The following is a 21,626-nucleotide window of genomic DNA, read 5'->3' on the forward strand; positions in this document are numbered from 1 at the left end:
TGAAAAAGCACCTATTAGCTCGACAATTAATTCATACCGTATAATGACTAGTGAAAATCCCCAACACGACGCTCCACCAGCGTTAAAATACTGTACAACGCCACAACGGTATCGTCCTGATTAAACACTTGCACATCCCATTCAACAACGCCATTAGGTTTGTCTTCAGCAAGTTTCTGCGTTTTCTTGATCTTTTTCTTGCACGTTAGGCGAACTTGTATGGTGTCTCCGATTTTTACAGGTTCAATGAAACGCAAGCTTTCCATGCCATAATTGGCGATCACGGGCCCAACACCAGCATCGACAAATAACCCTGCGGCGGCGGAAACGACAAAATAGCCGTGCGCAATCCGTTCACCAAATAACGACTGTGCTGCGCCAATTTTATCAACATGAACATAAAAATTATCACCGCTGAGACAGGCAAAATTAGCAATATCGGCCTCTGTAACGGTACGCCTTGCGGTCAGTAACGTGTCGCCAATCACTAAATCTTCAAAATGTTTACGGAATGGATGGACCGCATCAGCGATGGTATCTGCCCCACGGAGCCATTGCTTGGTAATTGCCGTTAGCATCGAAGGGCTACCTTGGATGGCAGTACGCTGCATATAGTGTTTGACTGCTCGCAAGCCACCTAGCTCTTCACCACCACCCGCACGCCCTGGGCCACCGTGTACCAGTAGCGGAAGCGGTGAACCGTGGCCAGTGGACTCCACGGCTGATGCTTCATTTAAAATTAGCATCCGCCCATGAGCTCGCGCACTCGCACGAATGACCGTTTGCGCGACTTGTGCATCAGCAGTGACTAACGTCCCCGCAAGGCTCCCTCCACCTAAAATCGCCAATTGCACCGCCTGTTCGATATTCTCATAGCTCATTAACGTGGCGACTGGACCAAAAGCCTCGATTTCATGTACTGCTGTAGATTTAAAAGGCTCTGCACAATACAACAACGTTGGTGGATAAAAAGCCCCATGTTGGCTATCTGCACCAATCACATCCAGCTTTTCGAATTGCCCACCACATAAGACATCACAGCCATGATCACGTAAATAATTTACTTTCTCTTGTACGTCTTGGCGCTGTTCTAAGTTAATCAATGCCCCCATTCTGACCCCTTCAACCGCAGGGTCACCCACTGTTGTAGCGGATAAGCGTTTCAATAATGCCTGCTTCACATTTTCGAGCTGATTTTTGGGCACGATAACGCGGCGGATCGCGGTACACTTCTGGCCTGCTTTCGCGGTCATCTCACGAGCGACTTCTTTAATAAATAAAGCAAATTCAGGCTGCTCTGGCTGAACGTCATCGCCTAAAATTGCACAGTTCAGTGAATCCGCCTCCATTGTAAAAGGCACTGATTTGGCAATAATACGTGGATGCGATTTCAGCTTTTGCCCTGTACTAGCGGACCCTGTAAAAGTCACCACATCTTCAAAATCAAGGTGTTCAAACATATCGCCAACACCACCGCAAACCAGTTGAATTGCGCCATCAGGTACCAAGCCGCTATCAACCATTAACTTCACCATCGCCTGTGTTAACTGTGCTGAGGCGGTTGCAGGTTTGATGATGGCTGGCATGCCAGCAAGCCATGTTGGCGCCAGTTTCTCTAACATTCCCCAACAAGGGAAGTTAAATGCATTAATGTGCAGGGCAACGCCACGGCGAGACGTTAAAATATGATGGCCAATAAATTGCCCTTGTTTCGATAACGGGATCATTTCTTCTTCTGGCCAAATCGTGTCATCTGGTAGCTCACGGTTAGCGAGACCCGAATAAGAAAACAGTGTGGCAATTCCCCCTTCGATATCTACCCAGCTATCCGCTTTTGTTGCGCCAGTTTGAGCCGAAATCGCATATAACTGCGCTTTATGTTCCAGTAGATATTTTGCGAGTGCCTTAAGCATCTGCCCGCGTTGCTGGAATGTCATCGCTGACAATATTTCGCCTCCCACTTGGCGGCCATACTGTAAGCTTTCTGCTAACGGCAACCCTTCAGTCGTCACCGTATATAAGGTTTCATTCGTTAGTGCATGGTGAATTTTTCGCCCTGCGCCCTCACCTTGTACCCATTTACCCATAATGTAACTTGTTAAATGCTGCATATTCCTCTCCAGAAATAAAAACACCAAATCAAATTAGATGACAAATATGTATCATAAAAATAAGCATAGAAGCTAATTTAAATTTAACAAATTAAGAACAATTTTGTCTTAAATGCTTATTTCCATCAAAACCATATAAAAATAAATAATATTAACTAATTGTTTTTATTTGAGTTTAATTTATTGATTGTGAAGCCACTCGCAAAACAGGGTTAATAAACATTGATCTTTTTGTTAACAGTTTCTAGCATTGATGTTAAATATATATGATTCATTATTCATACAAAATAAAACATAACCGAATCACTTAATGGAAAGATCAATGAGCGAGCAAAATCAGGCTAACTTCGAAGCCAAAATCGAAGCCGATATTTCCATCGAGCCCAAGGATTGGATGCCCGATGCGTATCGGCAGAACCTTATCCGCCAAATTGGCCAACATGCCCATTCAGAAGTCGTCGGCATGCTGCCAGAAGCAAATTGGCTGACACGCGCCCCGACACTCCGTCGGAAAGCGATTTTACTGGCCAAAATTCAAGATGAAGCAGGCCACAGTTTATATCTATATAGCGCTGCCGAAACCCTTGGTTGCTCTCGTCAAGATATCTACCAAAAGTTACTTGATGAAAAAATGAAATACTCCTCCATCTTCAATTACCCCACGTTAAGTTGGGCAGATATTGGCGTAATTGGCTGGTTAGTCGATGGTGCGGCAATTGTGAACCAAGTAGCACTGTGCCGTGCCTCTTATGGCCCTTATGCACGAGCGATGGTGAAAATCTGTAAAGAAGAAAGTTTTCACCAACGCCAAGGTTATGAAGCTGTTATGGCACTCGCAGAAGGCACCGATGAACAAAAAGCGATGCTGCAAGATGCGATAAACCGCTTTTGGTGGCCCGTCCTCACGATGTTCGGCCCCAATGATTCTGACTCCCCGCACAGCGCTCAAAGCATGGCTTGGAAAATCAAGCGTTTCAGTAATGATGAGCTACGACAAAAGTTTGTTGATAACACTGTTCCGCAAGTGGAAGCGCTAGGTATGACGATCCCTGACCCGGATCTGGTTTGGGATGAAGAACTTGGTCATTACCGCTTTGGTGAAATCGATTGGGAAGAGTTTTATCAGGTGATTAAAGGCAATGGCATTTGTAATCACGAACGCCTTAGCGCTAAGCGCAAAGGATGGGAAGACGGCGCATGGGTACGTGAAGGTGCAATGGCACATAGCCGTAAACAAAAATCCGTTAAAACTGCGGCTTAATCACTGACCATTTTACGAAAAGGAAAACACCATGAGCAATCAAGATTGGCCTTTATATGAAGTTTTTGTCCGTAGTAAGCAAGGGCTTGCGCATCGCCATGTTGGCAGTTTACATGCTGCTGATGACCAAATGGCACTGGAAAATGCACGCGATGCGTATACAAGACGTAGTGAAGGCTGCTCAATTTGGGTGGTGAAGGCCGCACATTTAATTGCCTCACAGCCCGAAGACAAAAGTACGTTCTTCGACCCTGCGGACACCAAGGTCTATCGTCACCCAACTTTCTATACCATCCCTGATGGCATCAAAAATATGTAAGGAGCTTGCCATGAACCAACAAGAACAGCTCCACCATTACACATTACGCCTTGGCGATACCCCCTTAGTTTTAGCGCAGCGCCTGTGCGAGTGGTGCGGCCATGCCCCTGAGCTCGAAATTGACCTAGCGCTATCGAATATCGGCTTAGATTTGCTAGGGCAAGCGCGTAACTTTTTAAGCTATGCCGCGCAATTAAAAGGGGCTGGGTGTGATGAAGACACCCTTGCCTTTTTGCGCGATGAACGAGAGTTCAGCAATTTATTACTGGTTGAGCAACCCAACAATGGCTTTGATGACACTCTAGTGCGCCAATTTTTTATGGATGCTTATCATGTTCCATTATATGAAGCGCTAATTCATAGCCGTGATGAACAACTGTCAGCCATTGCAGAGAAATCCCTCAAAGAAGCCGTTTATCACTTGCGTTTTAGCCGTGGTTGGATGATCCGTTTAGGAGATGGCAGTGAAGAAAGCCATCAACGGATCCAACGTTCAGTCAATGAGCTATGGCGTTTCACTAGCGAACTTTTCCATGCTGATGACGTTGAAATCACACTCAGCGAAGCAGGTATCGCCGTTGACCCGCGCACTTTACAAGCCGCATGGGTTAACACCATTAACGAAACATTCACTGAAGCGACCCTCACTATACCGGAGAAAAACGCGTATCGCTTAGGCGGCAAGCAAGGCAGCCATACAGAACACTTGGGCTTGTTATTAACGCAATTGCAGTTTGTGCAACGCGCTTACCCGAACAGCCAGTGGTGATGTTATGGAACAGAGACTGCAATATCGCGAGCTTCAATCGCCCCAGGTTCACCAGATCTGGCAACAGCTTCACCAAATACCCGATCCTGAGCTACCCGCACTCTCTATTACTGATCTCGGCATGATCCGCAATGTGCTACCTGCGGCTCAGGGTTGGAAAGTTATTTTTACACCTACCTACTCAGGTTGCCCAGCAACTGAATTTTTAATCAATGAAATCAAAACTGTTCTAGGTAATGCCGGTTTTCCAAACATCGACATCGAAATTCTGTTAACCCCAGCTTGGACAACAGATTGGATGAATCAGGACGCGAAAAGGCGCTTGCGTGAATTCGGTATCGCACCACCACAAGGTACGTCCTGCGAGCACCCAGAACACAAAGGTGCGGTTCGTTGCCCACGTTGTGACAGCGAGCAGACCGAAAAAATTAGTGAATTTGGTTCCACTGCATGTAAGGCATTGTATCGATGCACTGAATGCTTAGAACCGTTTGATTACTTTAAATGTATTTAGGGGCACCCATATGACTGTATTTCATCGTTTAAGTATTGCTGCCATTGAGCGTGACACCCCTGAAGCTGTCGCCATTACTTTTAACGTACCAGATGCATTACGAGAGCAATATCATTACCGCCCAGGGCAACATCTCACACTGAAGGCCTCTATTAATGGCGAAAGCCTACGTCGCTGTTATTCCATTTGCAGTTCACCGGATGAAAACACACTAAAAATTGGGGTGAAAGCCATTTACGAAGGGCGCTTCTCTAATTTCGTTAACCAAGAGCTACAAGTTGGCGATAGCCTTGATGTCATGGTTCCCCAAGGGCAATTTGGTTACCAGCCAGAGGCAGATACCCACGCACACTACCTTGCCGTTGCTGCAGGCTCTGGGATCACACCATTGCTCTCCATCATTAAAGCCACATTACAAACTGAGCCAAAAAGCAGTTTTGTGTTGATTTATGGTAACCGCAATAGCCGCTCTGTGATGTTTAAAGAAAGCATCGCAGACCTGAAAAACCGTTTTTCTACACGCTTTCAAGTTCTCTATTTATTTAGCCAAGAACAACAGGATAGCGAACTACTCAGTGGCAGAATTAGCCAACAGCAGCTCAGTGCATTGGGCAAAACCTTATTGAATTTTAAACAATTTAACCGAGCGTTTATTTGTGGGCCTGACAGCATGATGGATGAAGTGCATGACACTTTAGTCGGCTATGGCATGCCAAAGGAATATGTTCACACCGAGCGTTTCAACACTTCAGGCACCAAATTCAAACCCGCAACCGCCATGACTAGCGAAACACGCCAAGTCAGTATTCACCTTGATGGCAGAACCATGGATATTGCCATGGATAGCCAAGATGACAGTATTTTGGATGCCGCACTGCGCCAAGGCGCGGATTTACCCTACGCCTGTAAAGGGGGCGTTTGCGCAACCTGCAAATGTAAATTGCGCTCTGGTGAAGTGGAAATGGGGGTCAATTACAGCCTTGAGCCTGACCAAATCGCTGCGGGGTACATCCTTAGCTGCCAAGCGTGGCCAAAAGGCGATGGTGTTGTTCTAGACTTTGACGTGTAGGAGCTGTAATGGAAAACCATTGGATTTTATCACAACAACATAACCGAGTTTTGACTCTCACGTTAAACCGTCCAGAAGTGCGTAATGCCCTGAGCACCGCCTGTTTAGAGTTGCTGGTTCAGCACCTCGAACAAGCACAAATAAATGATGAGATCGGGGCGATCGTGATCACCGGCAATCCGCGTTTTTTCGCGGCCGGTGCCGACCTTAAAGAACTACAGCAACAAACCGTTGCTAACGCGATCACCGATAAACGTCCCCAAGTTTGGCGCAGGTTATCGATGATATCAAAGCCCATTATTAGTGCTGCGAATGGTTATGCTCTAGGGGCAGGTTTTGAATTATTACTCGCCAGCGACATCATTATTGCTGGTGAGTCCGCTCGCTTCGGGTTACCCGAAATTACTCTGGGTTTAATGCCAGGCGCGGGAGGAACACAGCGTTTAATCCGTGCGGTGGGCAAATCCCTCGCCATGCAAATGGTACTAACGGGTGAACCGATCAGTGCAAAACATGCGTTGCAAGCAGGGTTAATCAGTGAAATTTGTGTGGATAAATTAGTGCTAGAACGCGCCCAAAAACTGGCAGAGCGCATCGCGATGCATGCGCCTTTAGCCGTACAAGCCGCAAAAGCCTCACTGGTGCATTCTCAAGAAAACCACCTTACCGAAGGGTTACAACTTGAGCGCCAATACTTTGTGACTTTAGCGGGGACGAACGATCGACGTGAAGGGATCGAGGCATTCTTCGAAAAACGAAAACCTCAATTTACAGGACAATAATCATGACCAATGAAGCAATGATCCTCACTACGTTAGAAAATGGGGTTCTCACCGTCACTCTCAATCGCCCTGATAGATTGAATAGCTTTAATGATGAAATGCATCGCCAGCTCAGTGAAGCGATCAAAATAGCAGAACGCGATGAAACCGTACGCTGTTTAGTGATCACTGGCGCAGGCCGTGGATTTTGTGCCGGACAAGATCTAAATGATCGCAATGTAAGCGTGGGAAGTGAAGCGCCCGACCTCGGGTTCTCCGTTGAAACTTACTATAACCCCTTGATCCGTCGCCTAACCGCACTACCGAAACCGATTATTTGCGCGGTCAATGGTGTTGCCGCAGGTGCAGGCGCTGCCATTGCACTCGTGGGCGATATTGTTATCGCAGCAAAAAGTGCCAATTTTATTCAATCTTTTTGCCGCCTTGGCTTGGTTCCTGACTCAGGGGGGAGCTGGTTTTTACCTCAGTTAGCAGGCCATGCACGAGCAATGGGGATGGCGTTATTAGGCGACAAAATAAGTGCAGAACAAGCATTACAGTGGGGAATGATTTGGCAGGTGACTGAAAATGAAGAACTCATTAATACCGCTCAACAGCTTGCACAACACCTTGCAACCCAACCTACTTATGGCTTAGGGCTTATCAAAAAGGCCATTTATGCCGCAGCAACTAATACTCTTGATGAGCAACTCAACCTTGAGCGTGACTTACAGCGCCTTGGCGGGAGAAGTGAAGATTATCGCGAAGGGGTTAATGCTTTTTTAAATAAACGTGAACCACAGTTTAAAGGAAGATAATCATGACCTTACCTTTGAATTTAACCATCAACACCGTCGCGGTAATTGGCGCTGGAACCATGGGGATTGGTATAGCGCAAGTTGCCGCGAGCGCGGGTTTACGTGTCTTGTTGTTTGATGTTAACCAAGATGTCTTAAACCATAGTCTGTCAACGATGACCCTGCGTTTACGCAAACGTGTTGAGCAAGGAAAAGCAAAACCCGAGGTCACTGAGGCGATTATCGCAAAAATTGCAGTGGCAAAAAGTCTCTCGGCACTGTCGGATGCACAATTGGTAATAGAAGCTGTTGCTGAAAAACTTGAAATCAAACAAGCTATTTTCAGTGAACTTGAAGGCATTTGTAACGAAAAAACCATTTTTGCTAGTAATACTTCATCTTTATCAATTACCTCAATCGGTAAACAACTCACACATCCTGAGCGCCTTGCAGGGTTACACTTTTTTAACCCTGCTCCCGTGATGAAATTGGTTGAAGTGATCCGTGGGCTAGAAACATCAGATACAGTGATAAAACAGCTGAAAGAATTGACACTATCATTTGGAAAAGTGCCTGTAGTTTGTCGTTCAACTCCTGGTTTTATTGTTAATCGTGTCGCCAGACCATTCTACGCTGAAACATTACGTGCCCTTGAAGAACAAATTGCGTCTCCTGCCACATTAGACAGCGCAATACGTGACGCAGGGGGTTTCGCTATGGGGCCATTACAACTAACTGATTTGATTGGCCATGATGTGAACTATGCAGTGACTGAGTCGGTATTTCAGGCCTTCGGCTATGACCCACGCTTTCAAACCTCATTAATGCAATTGGAATTAGTCCAAGCTGGTCATTTAGGCCGTAAATCGAAGCAAGGGTTTTATCATTATGATGATAATAAACCTCAACCTTTACCCTCCGTTGCAGAAAAAATCCACCTTGACCAACCTCAAAATATAAAAGCTCGTGGCGATTGGCAGATATTTCCTGAGTTTGCGCAGCTTTTAACTGAAAATGGGATCTCTCTCGAAGGATTAACACAACATTCCGAACAATCCCCGACACTTATTGTTAATGACGTTATTATTATGTTAACGAATGGTGAATTGACATCATCACATGCGCAAACACAAAAACAAGCCGTCGTGCATTTTGACTTATCGGCAAATTACCTTGCCGCAACAACCATCACGTTAAGCTGTGCAGCACAAAATAATGCGCAACAAAACCAGCAAGCTATCGCGTTTTTTCAATCATTAGGGAAACACGTGATTGTATTACCCGACTACCCAGCGCTGTTAACCATGAGAACGGTCGCGATGTTATGCAATGAAGCGTTAGATATCGTCAATAAGGGGATAGCAACTGCTTTAGATACCGATAATGCCATGTGTTTTGGGGTGAATTACCCCAAAGGCCCACTTGCTTGGGGTATGCAACTAGGCTGGCAACGCGTGCTGTCAGTTCTTGAAAATTTGGCTCAGTTTTATGGGGACACCCGTTATCGGCCGAACCCGCTTTTAAGGCAATTAGCAGCGGGTTATCAATCTTTAACTTTCAAGGAGATACCATGATTTCACTGCCAAACGAGACGCTAGCTCAGCAATCAGCTCACATTATGTACCGTGATGATGCATGCGCAAAAGCTATGGGTATGTCCATTGAAAAAGTCGAAGAGGGCTTTGCGCAATTGAAAATGCCTATCACAGCAAAAATGCTTAACGGTCATAAAACCTGCCACGGTGGGCAGTTATTTAGCCTTGCCGACACTGCATTTGCCTACGCCTGTAATAGCCAAGGGCATGCCGCTGTTGCCTCAATGTGTTCCATTGATTTTATTCGTCCCGGTTTTGAAGGTGACTTACTAACCGCCACCGCCACAATGCAACACCAAGGCAAACGCAACGGTTTATATGAAGTCGAGATAACGAACCAAGATGGCAAAACACTCGCGCTATTCCACGGTCGTTCTCATCGGTTAGGCCATCGTTTAACAGGAGAACAATCATGATAGATGCGTTTATTTGTGATGGTGTCCGCACCCCAATTGGCCGCTACGGTGGCGCTTTGTCACCATTACGTCCTGACGACCTTGCCACAGTGCCATTAAAAGCCCTAATGGAGAGGCACCCACAACTTGATTGGTCATTGACTGATGACATTATTTTGGGTTGCGCAAACCAAGCAGGAGAAGACAACCGTAATGTGGCACGTATGGCTGGGCTGTTATCCGGGCTCCCTGTTTCCGTTTCTGGAACCACCATTAACCGCCTATGTGGCTCTGGGCTAGATGCCATTGCATTAGCGGCAAGAAGCATCAAAGCTGGGGAGTCTGGGCTGATGATTGCCGGAGGTGTTGAGTCCATGAGCCGAGCACCGTTTGTCATGGGCAAACAAGAATCTGCATTCTCACGCCAAGCGCAAGTGTTTGATACCACTATTGGTTGGCGGTTTATCAACCCACTAATGGAACAACAGTTTTCCACAGATTCGATGCCAGAAACTGCGGAAAATGTGGCTGAAACCTACAAAATTAGCCGTGAAGACCAAGATGCTTTTGCATTGCGCAGCCAACAACGTACCGAAACTGCAAAAGTTAGCGGCATTTTTGCGCAAGAAATCATCCCTGTTACGGTCAAACAGCGTAAAAGTGAATACGTCGTCAGCGAAGACGAACACCCAAGAGCAGAAACGACTTTTGAACAACTACAAAAACTAAAAACGCCATTTCGCGATAACGGAACGGTAACAGCGGGTAATGCCTCCGGTGTTAATGACGGGGCTGCCGCACTGATTATCGCATCCGACACGATTGCCAAGCAGCAAGGGTTAACACCACGGGCTCGTATCATCGCTACAGCTACTTGTGGAGTCGAGCCAAGGTTGATGGGCATCGGCCCGCTGCCTGCTTCGCAAAAAGTATTAAAAATGGCAGGGCTCACCATCGAACAAATGGATGTTATCGAATTAAACGAAGCCTTTGCCGCACAAGCACTTGCCGTTTTAAGGGGGCTTGGTTTACCTGATGATGCCTCACACGTTAACCCTAACGGAGGGGCAATTTCGCTAGGTCATCCACTTGGAATGAGTGGGGCAAGGCTTGTTATTGCTGCTATCAATGAGCTGCACCGCAAACAAGGTCGTTATGCATTATGCACCATGTGCATCGGCGTTGGCCAAGGGATAGCAATGATTATTGAACGAGTCTGAACAACGTCTTATTACAAATAAAAAACAGCCTGAAACCCTACACCTGCTCAGGCTTATACCAGGAACGTCATTGATTAGCGTGAACTGGTAACCATAATAATTATGAGGACAGGCAATTATGAGCAATATACAAGATAGCATCGACCCAATTGAATTTGCATCGCGGGATGAGATCGAGTCTTTACAGTATTCTCGAATGAAGTGGACACTCACTCACGCCTATGAAAATGTACCCATGTATCGTAAAAAATTCGATGATGCGGGTGTACACCCTGACGATTTCAAACAACTGAGTGATATCGAAAAATTCCCTTACACGACCAAACAGGATTTACGTGAAAACTACCCATTTAGCACCTTTGCCGTGCCAATGGACCAAATCATCCGTATTCACGCCTCTTCGGGAACTACTGGCCGCCCAACGGTGGTGGGTTACACCCAACGAGACATCGATAACTGGGCTGACCTGATCGCACGTAGTTTACGCTCTGCAGGCACTGTCCGAGGCGATAAAGTCCATGTTGCTTACGGCTATGGCTTATTCACCGGAGGGCTAGGTGCCCACTATGGTGCGGAGCGCCTAGGAGCCGCAGTTATTCCTATGTCTGGTGGGCAAACTGAAAAACAAGCGCAACTAATCGCGGATTTCAAACCCGATGTGATCATGGTAACCCCATCGTACTGCTTAAGTATTATTGATGAACTTGAGAAAATCATGGGTGGAGATGCTAGTAAGTGCTCACTTAGATTAGGCGTATTTGGTGCAGAACCTTGGACTGAATCCCTCAGAACTGAAATTGAAACCCGCCTTGGTATCAAAGCATTAGACATTTATGGTTTATCTGAAGTAATGGGGCCCGGTGTTGCTATGGAGTGCGCGGATTCAGGCGAGAGCGGCCCAACGATTTGGGAAGACCATTTTTATCCAGAAATTATTTCCCCCAATACCTTAAAAACATTAGGGGCGGGTGAGCATGGTGAGTTAGTGTTTACTACCCTTACAAAAGAAGCTATGCCTGTTATCCGTTACCGAACTCGCGACCTCACCCACCTCATGCAAGGGGTCAACCGTAATATGCGTCGAATTGGTAAAATCACCGGTCGTTCAGATGACATGATGATTATTCGCGGCGTGAATGTGTTCCCTTCTCAGATTGAAGAACAAATCATGCAATTTAAGGAACTTTCTCCTCATTACCAATTAGAGATTGGTCGCCAAGGCAATATGGACAATTTATCTGTCCGTGTTGAGCTCAAACACCCTGAACAGCTCACTTATGATGAACGCTGTAATATCTGCCACCATTTAAAGCACCGAATCAAATCGATGGTGGGTATTAGCACCCGTATTAGTATTGTAAATTGCGGTGATATCCCCCGTTCTCAAGGCAAAGCAGAACGAGTAATTGATACTAGAATTGCGATTTAATTCAAATTATCAAGGCATATTGGAATGAACTACTCTGATATGCCTTAATCTCTGAGAAAGTGTTTAAAACAGGTAATGGAAGACAACCTTTAAATTTATGTCTACTATTCAGTAAGCCTTCTGATACATAAATTTTATAGATGAAATATAAATGGAAAATAAACTTAACCAATTCATACAACATGCAATAGCAAGCCAACCTATTAGCGGCACCTCTTTAATTAGCTCACTATATGGTGATGCTTTGCACCATCGTGGTGGCGAAGTGTGGTTAGGAAGCTTAACTAAGCTGTTAGAGCCGATGGGTTTTACTGATCGTTTTGTCCGAACGTCTGTTTTCCGCTTACAAAAAGAAGGTTGGCTTGATACAGAAAAAATCGGCCGTCGCAGCTATTACCGTATTTCTGAGCGCGGGCAAAGCCGATTTCGCCGTGCAGAAAATAAAATTTATCTCGCAGAACAACCTGATTGGGATGGAAAGTGGGATTTACTCCTTCTTGAAACCGCTGAAAAAGATGAAAAAATCAGGCTAAAAAAGGAACTTAGTTGGCTCGGTTTCGGGCAATTTAATACCTCACTCATGGCGGCACCAAGCTGTGCACAAAGTGATGTAGCTACGCTACTCAATGAACTCAATGCGACTGAAAATACAATTTATTTTCACGCAGATTACCCCTATAGCCGCTCAGAAAAAAACCTCAAAGAACTGGTTTCCCATGCTTGGTCTTTGCAAGAAATTTCAGAACACTATCACCAGTTTATTTCATTATTTAGGCCACTCGCATTACTGCTTAAAGAAAATATTGATGCGCAAATTTCCCCGGAACACAGCTTTCAATTACGTTTATTGCTGATCCATTTCTATCGTCGTGTCACGTTAAAAGACCCATTATTGCCAGACGAGCTCCTTCCCACACAATGGGAAGGTCATATTGCACGCCACCTTTGCACCAATATTTATCAGCGTATCGACCAAGCCGCGACCCAATACGTTTCTGAACAGTGCGAAAGTACGGTTGGTGAACTTCCTCAACCATCCAGCGCTTACTATCGCCGCTTTGGTGGTGTACTCCGAGAGCTCGCGGCCTAAAACCTCTATTACAGGAGCCCATATGCCTTTTTATCAAATCGATGGCATTACGCCAGTCGTCAGCCCTGAAAGTTTTGTCCACCCTACTGCGGTAGTGATTGGAGATGTTATTATTGGTAAAAATGTCTATATTGGCCCAAATGCCAGTTTACGTGGCGATTTTGGCCGATTGATCATCAAAGATGGCGCAAACGTGCAAGATAATTGTGTCATGCACGGTTTCCCACAGTATGAAACGATCGTCGAGGAAAATGGGCATATTGGCCATGGGGCTATCTTACATGGCTGCCATATCAAGCGTAATGCTTTAGTCGGGATGAACAGTGTGATTATGGATGGAGCAGTAATTGGCGAAAACTCGATTGTCGGTGCTTGCGCCTTTATCAAAGCCGAGGCGATATTTGCTGATAATAGTCTTATCGTTGGTACGCCTGCAAAAGTACTTCGCACATTATCAGAAAAAGAAATTGCATGGAAAACCAGCGGAACTAAAGATTATCAAAACTTAGTCACGCGCTGCTTAAACACGTTTAAAGAAGTCGAGCCGCTCAAAGAAGTCGAAACAAACCGGCCAACCCTAAGTTTTGAGAATATTATTCCTAAATCCCAGCTATAAGCTAGATGGGGCTATAATACTTAGCCCCATCCATTAATTATTTCGCTTTACTGCCAAATGGTGGCTTAGCAAACCAAACGGTAATAATCAGCGCAATAAATACCCAACCGCATAACCAGAAGATCTCATTTGCAGCAATAATTAACCCTTGGCTAGTAATTTGCTGAGCAATAAAACCGGAAGTCTGTTCGGTACTCAGCCCATGAGCGGCCATTTCTTGATACATCCCTAAAGACTCAGGATTGTAATCGGTAATAAATTCCGTTAATTGGCTATGATGTACGGCTTCTCTATCGCTCCACAGCGTTGTGGTAATGGAAGTCCCTATTGAACCCGCTAAGGTACGGAAGAAGTTGGCTAAACTCGACGCTGAAGCGAGTTTTTCGGGCGGTAGGCCAGAAAGGGTTAATGTGGTCAGTGGCATAAAGAAGCAAGCCACCGCCATCCCTTGCACCAGTTGCGGCCAAACCACAGCAGAAAAGCCCATATCCGGTTCAAACGTATACGCGCGCCAGAAGAAACAAATTGCATAAAATACAAAGCTAAAGGTCACTATCCAGCGGATATCGAGAAAATCGGATAATTTTGCCACTGGAGCCGAGAACAACACAGGCAATAAACCAATGGGTGCCAATGCTAACCCTGCCCATGTTGCCGTATAGCCATACACTTCTTGTAAGAGCTGCGGCAACAATACAATAGCGCCGAAATAGGCCATATATGCCAAACTGACAGAAATAGTTCCGATGGTAAAATTGCGCGATTTAAATAACGATAATTCGACAATTGGGTTTTTGTCAGTGAGTTCCCAGATTACGAGGAAAACCAATGCAATCGCTGAAACAACGGCTAAGATAACAATTTCATTAGACGCCAACCATCCCAGCTCCTTACCTTTGTCGAGCAGAACTTGTAAGCAACCAACGCCCACCGAAAGTAGCGCCAAACCAATCACATTGAATGGGACTTTCACGATCTTCGACTCCATCCCTTTTAGGATAATAGAGCCAACAATAATGACGAAAATTCCCAAAGGCACATTCATAAAGAATATCCAGCCCCAATGGAAATTATCACTAATATAACCACCGAAAATAGGACCGAACACTGGAGCTAAAATGATGGTCATCGACCAAAATGCTAACGCCATATTTTGCATTTTCGGCGGGTAGCAACGCATAATAAGGCTTTGCGAAAGCGGGATCACCGGCCCTGCAACAGCCCCTTGCAATACGCGGTATAAAATCAGCATACCAAGGCTATCGGAAAACCCACAAAGTAATGAAAATAATGTGAAAAGTGCCGTTGCCCATAAGAAAACACGGATTTCACCAAAACGCTTCGCGAGGTAACCTGAAATCGCAATAGAAATCGCATTCGATACGCCAAACGAGGTAATGACCCATGTTCCTTGTGACATGGAAACCCCGAGATCACCGGCAATCGTCGGGATAGCCACGTTAGCAATCGTGGAATCAAGCACCTGCATGAAAGTTGCAAGGGACAACGCAATGGTTGCCCATACCAGTTTTGCACCCTTAAGTGGTTGAATATCTGCCACAACGGCTCCTTTCAAGCTAGTCTGCGTTATCGCTGATAATGGTGTCGATGATGTGGTCGACATCACTTAAGTTTAAGACCAACACATCACTTTCAAATGCCGGTACTGTACGCTGAACTTCCGCTAAAACAGGGCCATTTTGGTCTTTAATATCTATCGTGACATTCATGGACAACCCAATGCGCAGTGGGTGTTTCGCCACCTGCTCAGGGTCTAATTCAACACGTACAGGCAAACGCTGTACCACCTTAATCCAGTTCCCGGTTGCATTTTGAGCGGGTAATAATGAAAAAGCACTACCGGTTCCCATATCAAGCCCAACAACAGTGCCGTTATAAACAATATCCTCTCCGTAAAAATCACTATTGATAGTCACGGGTTGCCCAATACGGACTTTTTCCAGTTGGGTTTCTTTGAAGTTTGCATCTACCCAAACAGGCTGAACAGGCACAATGGCCATTAAAGAGCTCTGTGGGCTGACTTGAGAACCGACTTGAACATTACGCCGTGAAACATACCCCGTCATCGGGCTTTTAATTTCAGTACGTTGTAAGTTTATCCACGCACTGCGTACGCTATCAGCCGCTTGCTGAATTGCCGGTTGCTTTTTAAGCTCCGTGTTACGCAGCAATGCACGGTTGGCATTATATTGTTGAATAGAAATATCCAGAGCCGCCTGCGCAAGTTGTACGGCTTCTTGCGAATGCTGTAGGTCTTCCTTCGAAATAGTACCGCTACGCCCTAGCGCCACACGACGTTGATAATCTTTTTGCGCTTGCGCAAGTGTCACCCGGTTTTTTTGAATTTGCGCTTGATACTCATCACCATTGATATACAGCTCTTTGGTTTTGCGCACAGTTGTTGCTAAATCATGTTTGGCTTGTTCAAATGCTAATCGGGCATTAGTTTTATCCAATACAACCAATACGTCACCCGCTTTTACCAAGTCAGTATTTTCAAAGTTAACTTGAGTCACATTACCCGTTGTTTGCGCAACTATCGGGATCTGCAAACCGGATACATAAGCGTCATCGGTATATTCTTGAAAGCGTAAAACTAAAAACCAATAAACACCATAGGCTACAAATAATAGAACGATAATTATTGTGGCTACCACCATCCATATTGTTCTACGTTTTTCATTCGTCGTTTTTTGATTGTGTATTTCTGAATGGGTATCTTGACTCATAATAACTCTCAAGGTCTGAAATCAATATTAATTCTCCCTCTATATTCACGAAGTATATGTAATAAAGCAATAGCTAATAATTTACAATTAAATCAATTCCAACGAAAAACCATTAATGCATTGATATAAAACAAGTAATTATAAACAAACTGAGTTAGGTGTTAAATTGATTTTTATTATCAATTTAATCAAATCCGTTCCTAATTAGATTAATGATAAGAATTAAAAATAAAAAACATTAAATAACATTTATTTTTGATAGCAATTAGTCATTCAATTATTGATATTCTTTTTTTGATGTAATAACCCTATTTATTAGGCTATATTTATGATTTATTAACTTGAGATTTTAATTTTTGATCACGGGCTGCCGCTTGCTTTTTAATATAATTAATCGTCTCGATTTTCATTTTTGGCCTCATCAATACGATGCTTAACAGAGTAACAAAGTACGTGAGTCATTGCTGGCCTTTCGGCCAGCTTTTATCCCTTTACCAGTGCTTAATATTGCGGTCTTCTTTTGTCACTGAGGTTAATTTGGCGAGCTGAGGTAATAATTTACGTTTTAAATCATCCATCAAGCTATAAATCACAGGGACAAACAACAAGCTAAGGATCGTGGAGCTTAACAAGCCGCCAATCACAGCGATGGCCATAGGGGCTCGAAACCCTGCGTCTGCCCCACTTGTTAGTACTAGGGGGATCATCCCTGCAATCATGGCAAAGGTCGTCATAATAATGGGCCGAATACGCTCTTGTCCTGCCTCAATAATCGCTTTTTCTCGCGCCATACCTGAACGTTGTTTTTCAAGAATGAATTCCACCAGCAAAATCGAGTTTTTCGTCACAATCCCCATCAGCATTAAAATACCAATAATGACAGGTAAATCGATCATCGCACCGTATAACACTAAAGCTATAATTGCCCCGCCAATCGAAAAGGGTAAGGCAACCAGTATGGTAATCGGCTGAATAAAATCTTTAAACAATACGATTAAAATAGCGAAAACCAGTAACACACTGAATACCATCGTAGTGCCAAAGCGTTCGAACATATCAATCATATATTCCATATCACCGTATTCCACTTGGGAAATACTGTGTGGCAGTTGTTGATACTCAGGAAGTTGCGCCACAATATCTAACGCTTCCCCTAATGTGAGCCCTTCCAAATTGGCTTCTATCGACATCTGTCTTTGGCGATTAATTCGCTCAATCTGGGAAGGGCCATCACTGGAGTCAATATTAGCAACAGATTTAATCGGGACGTTTTGCCCATTTTGGCTTCTTACATATAAATTATTCAGCACATCAATATTATTTTGCTGGGACTCCGGTAAAATCACCTGTACGGCTAATTGCCTATCTGGCAGATTAAACTTAGCGCTACGTGAATTTGCCTCCCCCATAGTCGCAATGCGTAGTGTGTTTGCAATCTCTTCCACACTGACGCCTGTTCGGGCAACATCTACCACATTAGGTTTAACAATCAATTCTTTACGCAATAACGGTTTCATAACTTGGACATTTTTAAACCCATCAATTTTTGCCATTGCCTCGCGCAATTTTTGCATCGATTTTTCGAGTTGTTCAGGGTCACTCCCTGTAAACATTAACGAAAATTCTTTTCCCCCATTACTGTTGCTGAAAGTGTAACGTGCATCCGTTTTTTGGCTTAACCACTCAGAGATAGCCAGCTCAAATTCTTTTTGTGATAATTCACGCTCACTGGGCTCAGTTAAGGTTAAAATCATTTCGCCTTTGTGCTGAGCAACACCTTCTGAGTCATCCGCAATTCCGGCAATCGAGTAGGCCGATAAAATTTCCGGCCTATCTTTTAGCTGTTTGGCAATTTCATTAATTTTTTTCTGCGTTTGCTCAACAGGCGTTCCCGGTGGCAGCTCAATATTAATTTGGCTAACACTGATATCACCATCTGGCATGAACCCCACAGGCAAAAAACTGGTTATCGCCACTGAACCAAACAGAAACCCACCAGCTAGCATTGATGCGAACTTACGGTGTTTTAGTGTCATCGATAAAAAACGGGTATAACGCGCTATCCAATTTGCTGTTTTAACGCCTTCATGGGCACCTTTTTGTGGCAATAATACATAGGCTGCCATTAATGGCGTAACTAACCTTGCCACCAACAAGGAAGACAACACAGCGGCAGAAACGGTAATGCCGAATGGTACAAAATATTGCCCCACAAAGCCGCCAATAAAGCTAACGGGTAAAAATACCGCGACAATCGTTAGCGTAATGGCAACAATCGCAAAACCTATTGCATCAGAGGCTTTCAATGCAGCAAGATACGGCCGCTCACCGCGTTCAATATATTTTTGGATATTTTCAATTTCAACAATCGCATCATCCACTAAGATGCCAATCACTAACGTCAGGGCCAGTAATGTGATGCTATTTAAGCTGTAATCAAATAACATCAAAATAAAAAAGGTCGGTAATATCGATAGAGGCAATGCCACTGCTGCCACCAAAGTGGCTCGCCAGCTTTTCAAAAAGAAAAATACGATAACGATGGTTAAAAAGGCCCCTTCTAATAAGGTTTGAATCGTTAGCGTAAAGCTCGATTCCGTATATTTGACCGTCGATGAAACCAAGCTTATTTCAACATTTGGGTTGGCTTTTTGTAGCTTTTCCAGTGCTTGTGCAACGCCCTGAGCTACCTTGGTATCACTAGAACCTTTTGCACGATATACCGCAAACCCGACAACCTCTTTACCATCAAGTTGCGAAATAGATTTCACATTTTTATGGCCATCATAAATATTAGCGATTTCCCCCAACCTGACAGATTTTTGGTTATCAATGGGTAGCATGATGTTTTTAATATCATCTACTGCCTGTTTTTCCCCTAAAACACGAATGGTATGCTGTAACCGATTGTATTTTGCGTTTCCTCCAGCAGAATTCTGATGATTATTTTTTAATATTTCATTGATACTCGCTATCGATAACTGCATTGCAGCGAGTTTATCTGCGTCCGGCTCAATGCGAATTACTCGCTCTGTATCCCCTAACCGACTGACCTTTTGCACCCCTGGCACAGTAATCAACTGCTTACTCACGGTGTCATCGACAAACCAAGACAAATCGGCGATAGATTCGGTTTCAGATGAAACGGCATAACGTAAAATCGCCCCGCCTTCGACATCAATACGGTTAATTAACGGTTCGTCGATAGTTTGTGGCAATTCCCCACGAATTTGCCCAATTTGTTCACGTACATCGTTAGTGGCGACATGGGCATCAACACTTAAATCAAATTCAATGGTTGTCGTTGATGCGCCTTCACTAATCGATGAGGTAATATGGCGGATACCGGGGATCCCAGAAACTGCGCGTTCAACTCGCTTTGTGACGGCATTTTCTAACTCTGTCGGTGATGAGCCATCCTGTGTGACAGTAACCGTAACAATCGGAAAGGTAATCACTGGGTTCGCAGTGATAGGTAATTGATTAAAAGAGAAAATCCCAGCGATTGTCAGGGCTAAAAAAATCACAATAGTTGGGATTGGACGCGTTATCGCCCAAGACGATAGCTGTAGCTTCATTGCGGTGCCCTTACAGGAACAACTTTATCATCTTCAGATAAAAAGGCTTGAGCGTAAGTCACCACGTCAAGGTTCGCCGCTAACGGGCTTAATATTTCAACATGACCATGTTGAATTTTACCTATTTGGACGGGTTGTTTTTCTACGCGCCCATCATTTGCCACACTAAAAATAAAACGTTGACCATCAGGCTCCGTACGAATCGCACTATAAGGCAGTGATATGTATTCACGCGGTGAATTGGTATAGGTCATCGTACCGGTTTCCCCTAATCTCATCGATTGAACGGGTTCGGTCAGCGTCACTCTGATTTTTCCTAATTGGGTTAAAGCCTCTATTTTGGGTGATATATAACGTAGTTTTCCCGAAATGACCGTATTGTTATTCACTTTCATCATAACGGGGTTATCCCCAAGGATGCGGGCTAATTCAGAGGGGTGTGCGAGGGCTTCAAACTCTAGCTCGTTATTTTCGATTAGTTTAAATAACAATGTGTTATCGGATAGCGTACCGCTCATTGCATGGCGCTCGCTGATCACACCTGCAACGGGCGCAATAATTTTTGCTTTATCTTCTTGGCTTTGCTCACGCCTTAGTTGGGCTTGTAATTGGCGTAATTCTGCCCGACTTGCTGTGAGAAGTGCATTTTGCGCTGCAGCTTCGTTTTTTGCTTTTCCAAAGTCATTTGCTGAAATAACTCCTGTTTTAGCCAGCGGAGACAAGCGCTGAAGCTCACTTTGTGACTGCCTACTGAGTGCTTCTTGCTGTTTGATATAAGCCGCGGCCTTATCAATTTCAGCTTTCAATTGTTGTACAGCAGCACTTTGGATTGGCGATTCTAAGGTGGCAAGCAATTGGCCTTTCTCCACCCACTCCCCTTCTTCCACAAATACTGCGGTGACGATTTGTTGCTGTAATGGCGAACCGATAGAAATTTCATTTCGCGCCACAAATTGGCCAGGAAGGCTAACCGCATCCGCAACTTTAATTTTTTGCGGATGCGTCACACTTAAGCGTATTTCTTCCGCTTGTACCCCTTGAGCCACTGCCATAATAAAACAGCATAAAATGGCTAAAAATGTATGTTTCATATAATTCAAATTTTTCTAGTTAACGTTGGCACTAGAGTAAATTTGCGCATCCCCAAACACCATAAACCAAAGTTAAACCTTAATTTTTCGTTAAGCTTGGTAAAAATGGTAAAAAGGGGGAAAACACTGTAGGTGAAAATTCTTAGCTGAGATCAAATATTGCTCATAAATTAGTTAGCCCATTATTTATTTTTGATATGTTTTAGTGATAATATTCGCAAACAATATAATTATCATTCTCATTTATATTTCCTAGGGATA

Annotated in this window: 18 protein-coding genes; 13 read left to right on the forward strand and 5 right to left on the reverse strand. The window is 44.4% G+C overall.

From position 1 onward, the window contains the following. Positions 1-47 precede the first annotated feature (47 nt). Positions 48-2,111, reverse strand: a complete 2,064-nt coding sequence (gene paaZ, locus PSF67_RS07075; RefSeq protein ID WP_195698035.1) for a phenylacetic acid degradation bifunctional protein PaaZ — start codon at positions 2,109-2,111, stop codon at positions 48-50. A gap of 322 nt (positions 2,112-2,433) precedes the next feature. Between paaZ and paaA the strand changes: the two genes are divergently transcribed. The 13 genes from paaA to paaY all read left to right on the forward strand — a co-directional run bounded on the left by paaA (position 2,434) and on the right by paaY (position 13,946). Next, positions 2,434-3,372, forward strand: a complete 939-nt coding sequence (gene paaA / locus PSF67_RS07080) for a 1,2-phenylacetyl-CoA epoxidase subunit PaaA (RefSeq protein ID WP_272676689.1) — start codon at positions 2,434-2,436, stop codon at positions 3,370-3,372. Positions 3,373-3,403: 31 nt separating this feature from the next. Next, entirely contained in the window at positions 3,404-3,691 is a 288-nt protein-coding gene (paaB, locus tag PSF67_RS07085; RefSeq protein WP_004262911.1) for a 1,2-phenylacetyl-CoA epoxidase subunit PaaB, read from the forward strand. Positions 3,692-3,701: 10 nt separating this feature from the next. Then, positions 3,702-4,460, forward strand: coding sequence for a 1,2-phenylacetyl-CoA epoxidase subunit PaaC (paaC, locus tag PSF67_RS07090; protein ID WP_272676690.1), 759 nt, complete (start codon positions 3,702-3,704; stop codon positions 4,458-4,460). A 4-nt stretch (positions 4,461-4,464) separates the two neighbouring features. After that, positions 4,465-4,974: a 1,2-phenylacetyl-CoA epoxidase subunit PaaD gene (paaD, locus tag PSF67_RS07095; RefSeq protein ID WP_102138796.1), complete on the forward strand. Its 510-nt coding sequence runs from the start codon at positions 4,465-4,467 to the stop codon at positions 4,972-4,974. 10 nt (positions 4,975-4,984) lie between these two features. Continuing rightward, positions 4,985-6,043 (forward strand): 1,2-phenylacetyl-CoA epoxidase subunit PaaE, encoded by a 1,059-nt coding sequence (gene paaE / locus PSF67_RS07100; protein WP_210844110.1) that lies wholly within the window; start codon positions 4,985-4,987, stop codon positions 6,041-6,043. An 8-nt stretch (positions 6,044-6,051) separates the two neighbouring features. Beyond that, the gene (gene paaF, locus PSF67_RS07105; RefSeq protein WP_102138794.1) at positions 6,052-6,825 is read left to right on the forward strand and encodes a 2,3-dehydroadipyl-CoA hydratase PaaF; all 774 of its coding nucleotides are present in this window, start codon (positions 6,052-6,054) and stop codon (positions 6,823-6,825) included. A gap of 2 nt (positions 6,826-6,827) precedes the next feature. Beyond that, complete coding sequence (paaG, locus tag PSF67_RS07110) at positions 6,828-7,622, forward strand: 2-(1,2-epoxy-1,2-dihydrophenyl)acetyl-CoA isomerase PaaG (RefSeq protein WP_206276020.1); 795 nt, start codon at positions 6,828-6,830, stop codon at positions 7,620-7,622. 2 nt (positions 7,623-7,624) lie between these two features. Then, positions 7,625-9,175 (forward strand): 3-hydroxyacyl-CoA dehydrogenase, encoded by a 1,551-nt coding sequence (locus PSF67_RS07115; RefSeq protein ID WP_272676691.1) that lies wholly within the window; start codon positions 7,625-7,627, stop codon positions 9,173-9,175. Then, positions 9,172-9,612, forward strand: a complete 441-nt coding sequence (gene paaI / locus PSF67_RS07120) for a hydroxyphenylacetyl-CoA thioesterase PaaI (RefSeq protein WP_206276022.1) — start codon at positions 9,172-9,174, stop codon at positions 9,610-9,612. The genes PSF67_RS07115 and paaI overlap by 4 nt, the downstream gene beginning before the upstream one ends. Next, positions 9,609-10,811 carry a 3-oxoadipyl-CoA thiolase gene (gene pcaF / locus PSF67_RS07125; RefSeq protein ID WP_102138790.1) on the forward strand — a complete coding sequence of 401 codons (1,203 nt, stop codon included), beginning with the start codon at positions 9,609-9,611 and terminating at the stop codon, positions 10,809-10,811. The genes paaI and pcaF overlap by 4 nt, the downstream gene beginning before the upstream one ends. A 118-nt stretch (positions 10,812-10,929) precedes the next feature. After that, complete coding sequence (gene paaK / locus PSF67_RS07130) at positions 10,930-12,240, forward strand: phenylacetate--CoA ligase PaaK (RefSeq protein WP_094960845.1); 1,311 nt, start codon at positions 10,930-10,932, stop codon at positions 12,238-12,240. 151 nt (positions 12,241-12,391) lie between these two features. Next, on the forward strand, positions 12,392-13,330 hold the full coding sequence (gene paaX, locus PSF67_RS07135; protein ID WP_102138783.1) for a phenylacetic acid degradation operon negative regulatory protein PaaX: 939 nt from the start codon (positions 12,392-12,394) through the stop codon (positions 13,328-13,330). Positions 13,331-13,352: 22 nt separating this feature from the next. Beyond that, complete coding sequence (paaY, locus tag PSF67_RS07140) at positions 13,353-13,946, forward strand: phenylacetic acid degradation protein PaaY (RefSeq protein WP_166266062.1); 594 nt, start codon at positions 13,353-13,355, stop codon at positions 13,944-13,946. A 37-nt stretch (positions 13,947-13,983) separates the two neighbouring features. Here paaY and PSF67_RS07145 read toward each other — a convergent pair whose 3' ends face one another. The 4 genes from PSF67_RS07145 to PSF67_RS07160 form a co-directional block, all read right to left on the reverse strand. Continuing rightward, the gene (locus tag PSF67_RS07145; RefSeq protein WP_102138781.1) at positions 13,984-15,507 is read right to left on the reverse strand and encodes a DHA2 family efflux MFS transporter permease subunit; all 1,524 of its coding nucleotides are present in this window, start codon (positions 15,505-15,507) and stop codon (positions 13,984-13,986) included. Between the two features lie 16 nt (positions 15,508-15,523). Beyond that, positions 15,524-16,696, reverse strand: coding sequence for a multidrug efflux MFS transporter periplasmic adaptor subunit EmrA (emrA, locus tag PSF67_RS07150; protein ID WP_181490006.1), 1,173 nt, complete (start codon positions 16,694-16,696; stop codon positions 15,524-15,526). 491 nt (positions 16,697-17,187) lie between these two features. Further along, positions 17,188-20,274 (reverse strand): efflux RND transporter permease subunit, encoded by a 3,087-nt coding sequence (locus PSF67_RS07155; RefSeq protein WP_239978878.1) that lies wholly within the window; start codon positions 20,272-20,274, stop codon positions 17,188-17,190. Beyond that, complete coding sequence (locus tag PSF67_RS07160; RefSeq protein WP_272676692.1) at positions 20,271-21,365, reverse strand: efflux RND transporter periplasmic adaptor subunit; 1,095 nt, start codon at positions 21,363-21,365, stop codon at positions 20,271-20,273. Before PSF67_RS07160 ends, PSF67_RS07155 begins: the two co-directional genes overlap by 4 nt. Positions 21,366-21,626: the final 261 nt, after the last annotated feature.

This window comes from Providencia sp. PROV076 (assembly GCF_028483405.1).
GTDB lineage: Bacteria > Pseudomonadota > Gammaproteobacteria > Enterobacterales > Enterobacteriaceae > Providencia > Providencia huaxiensis.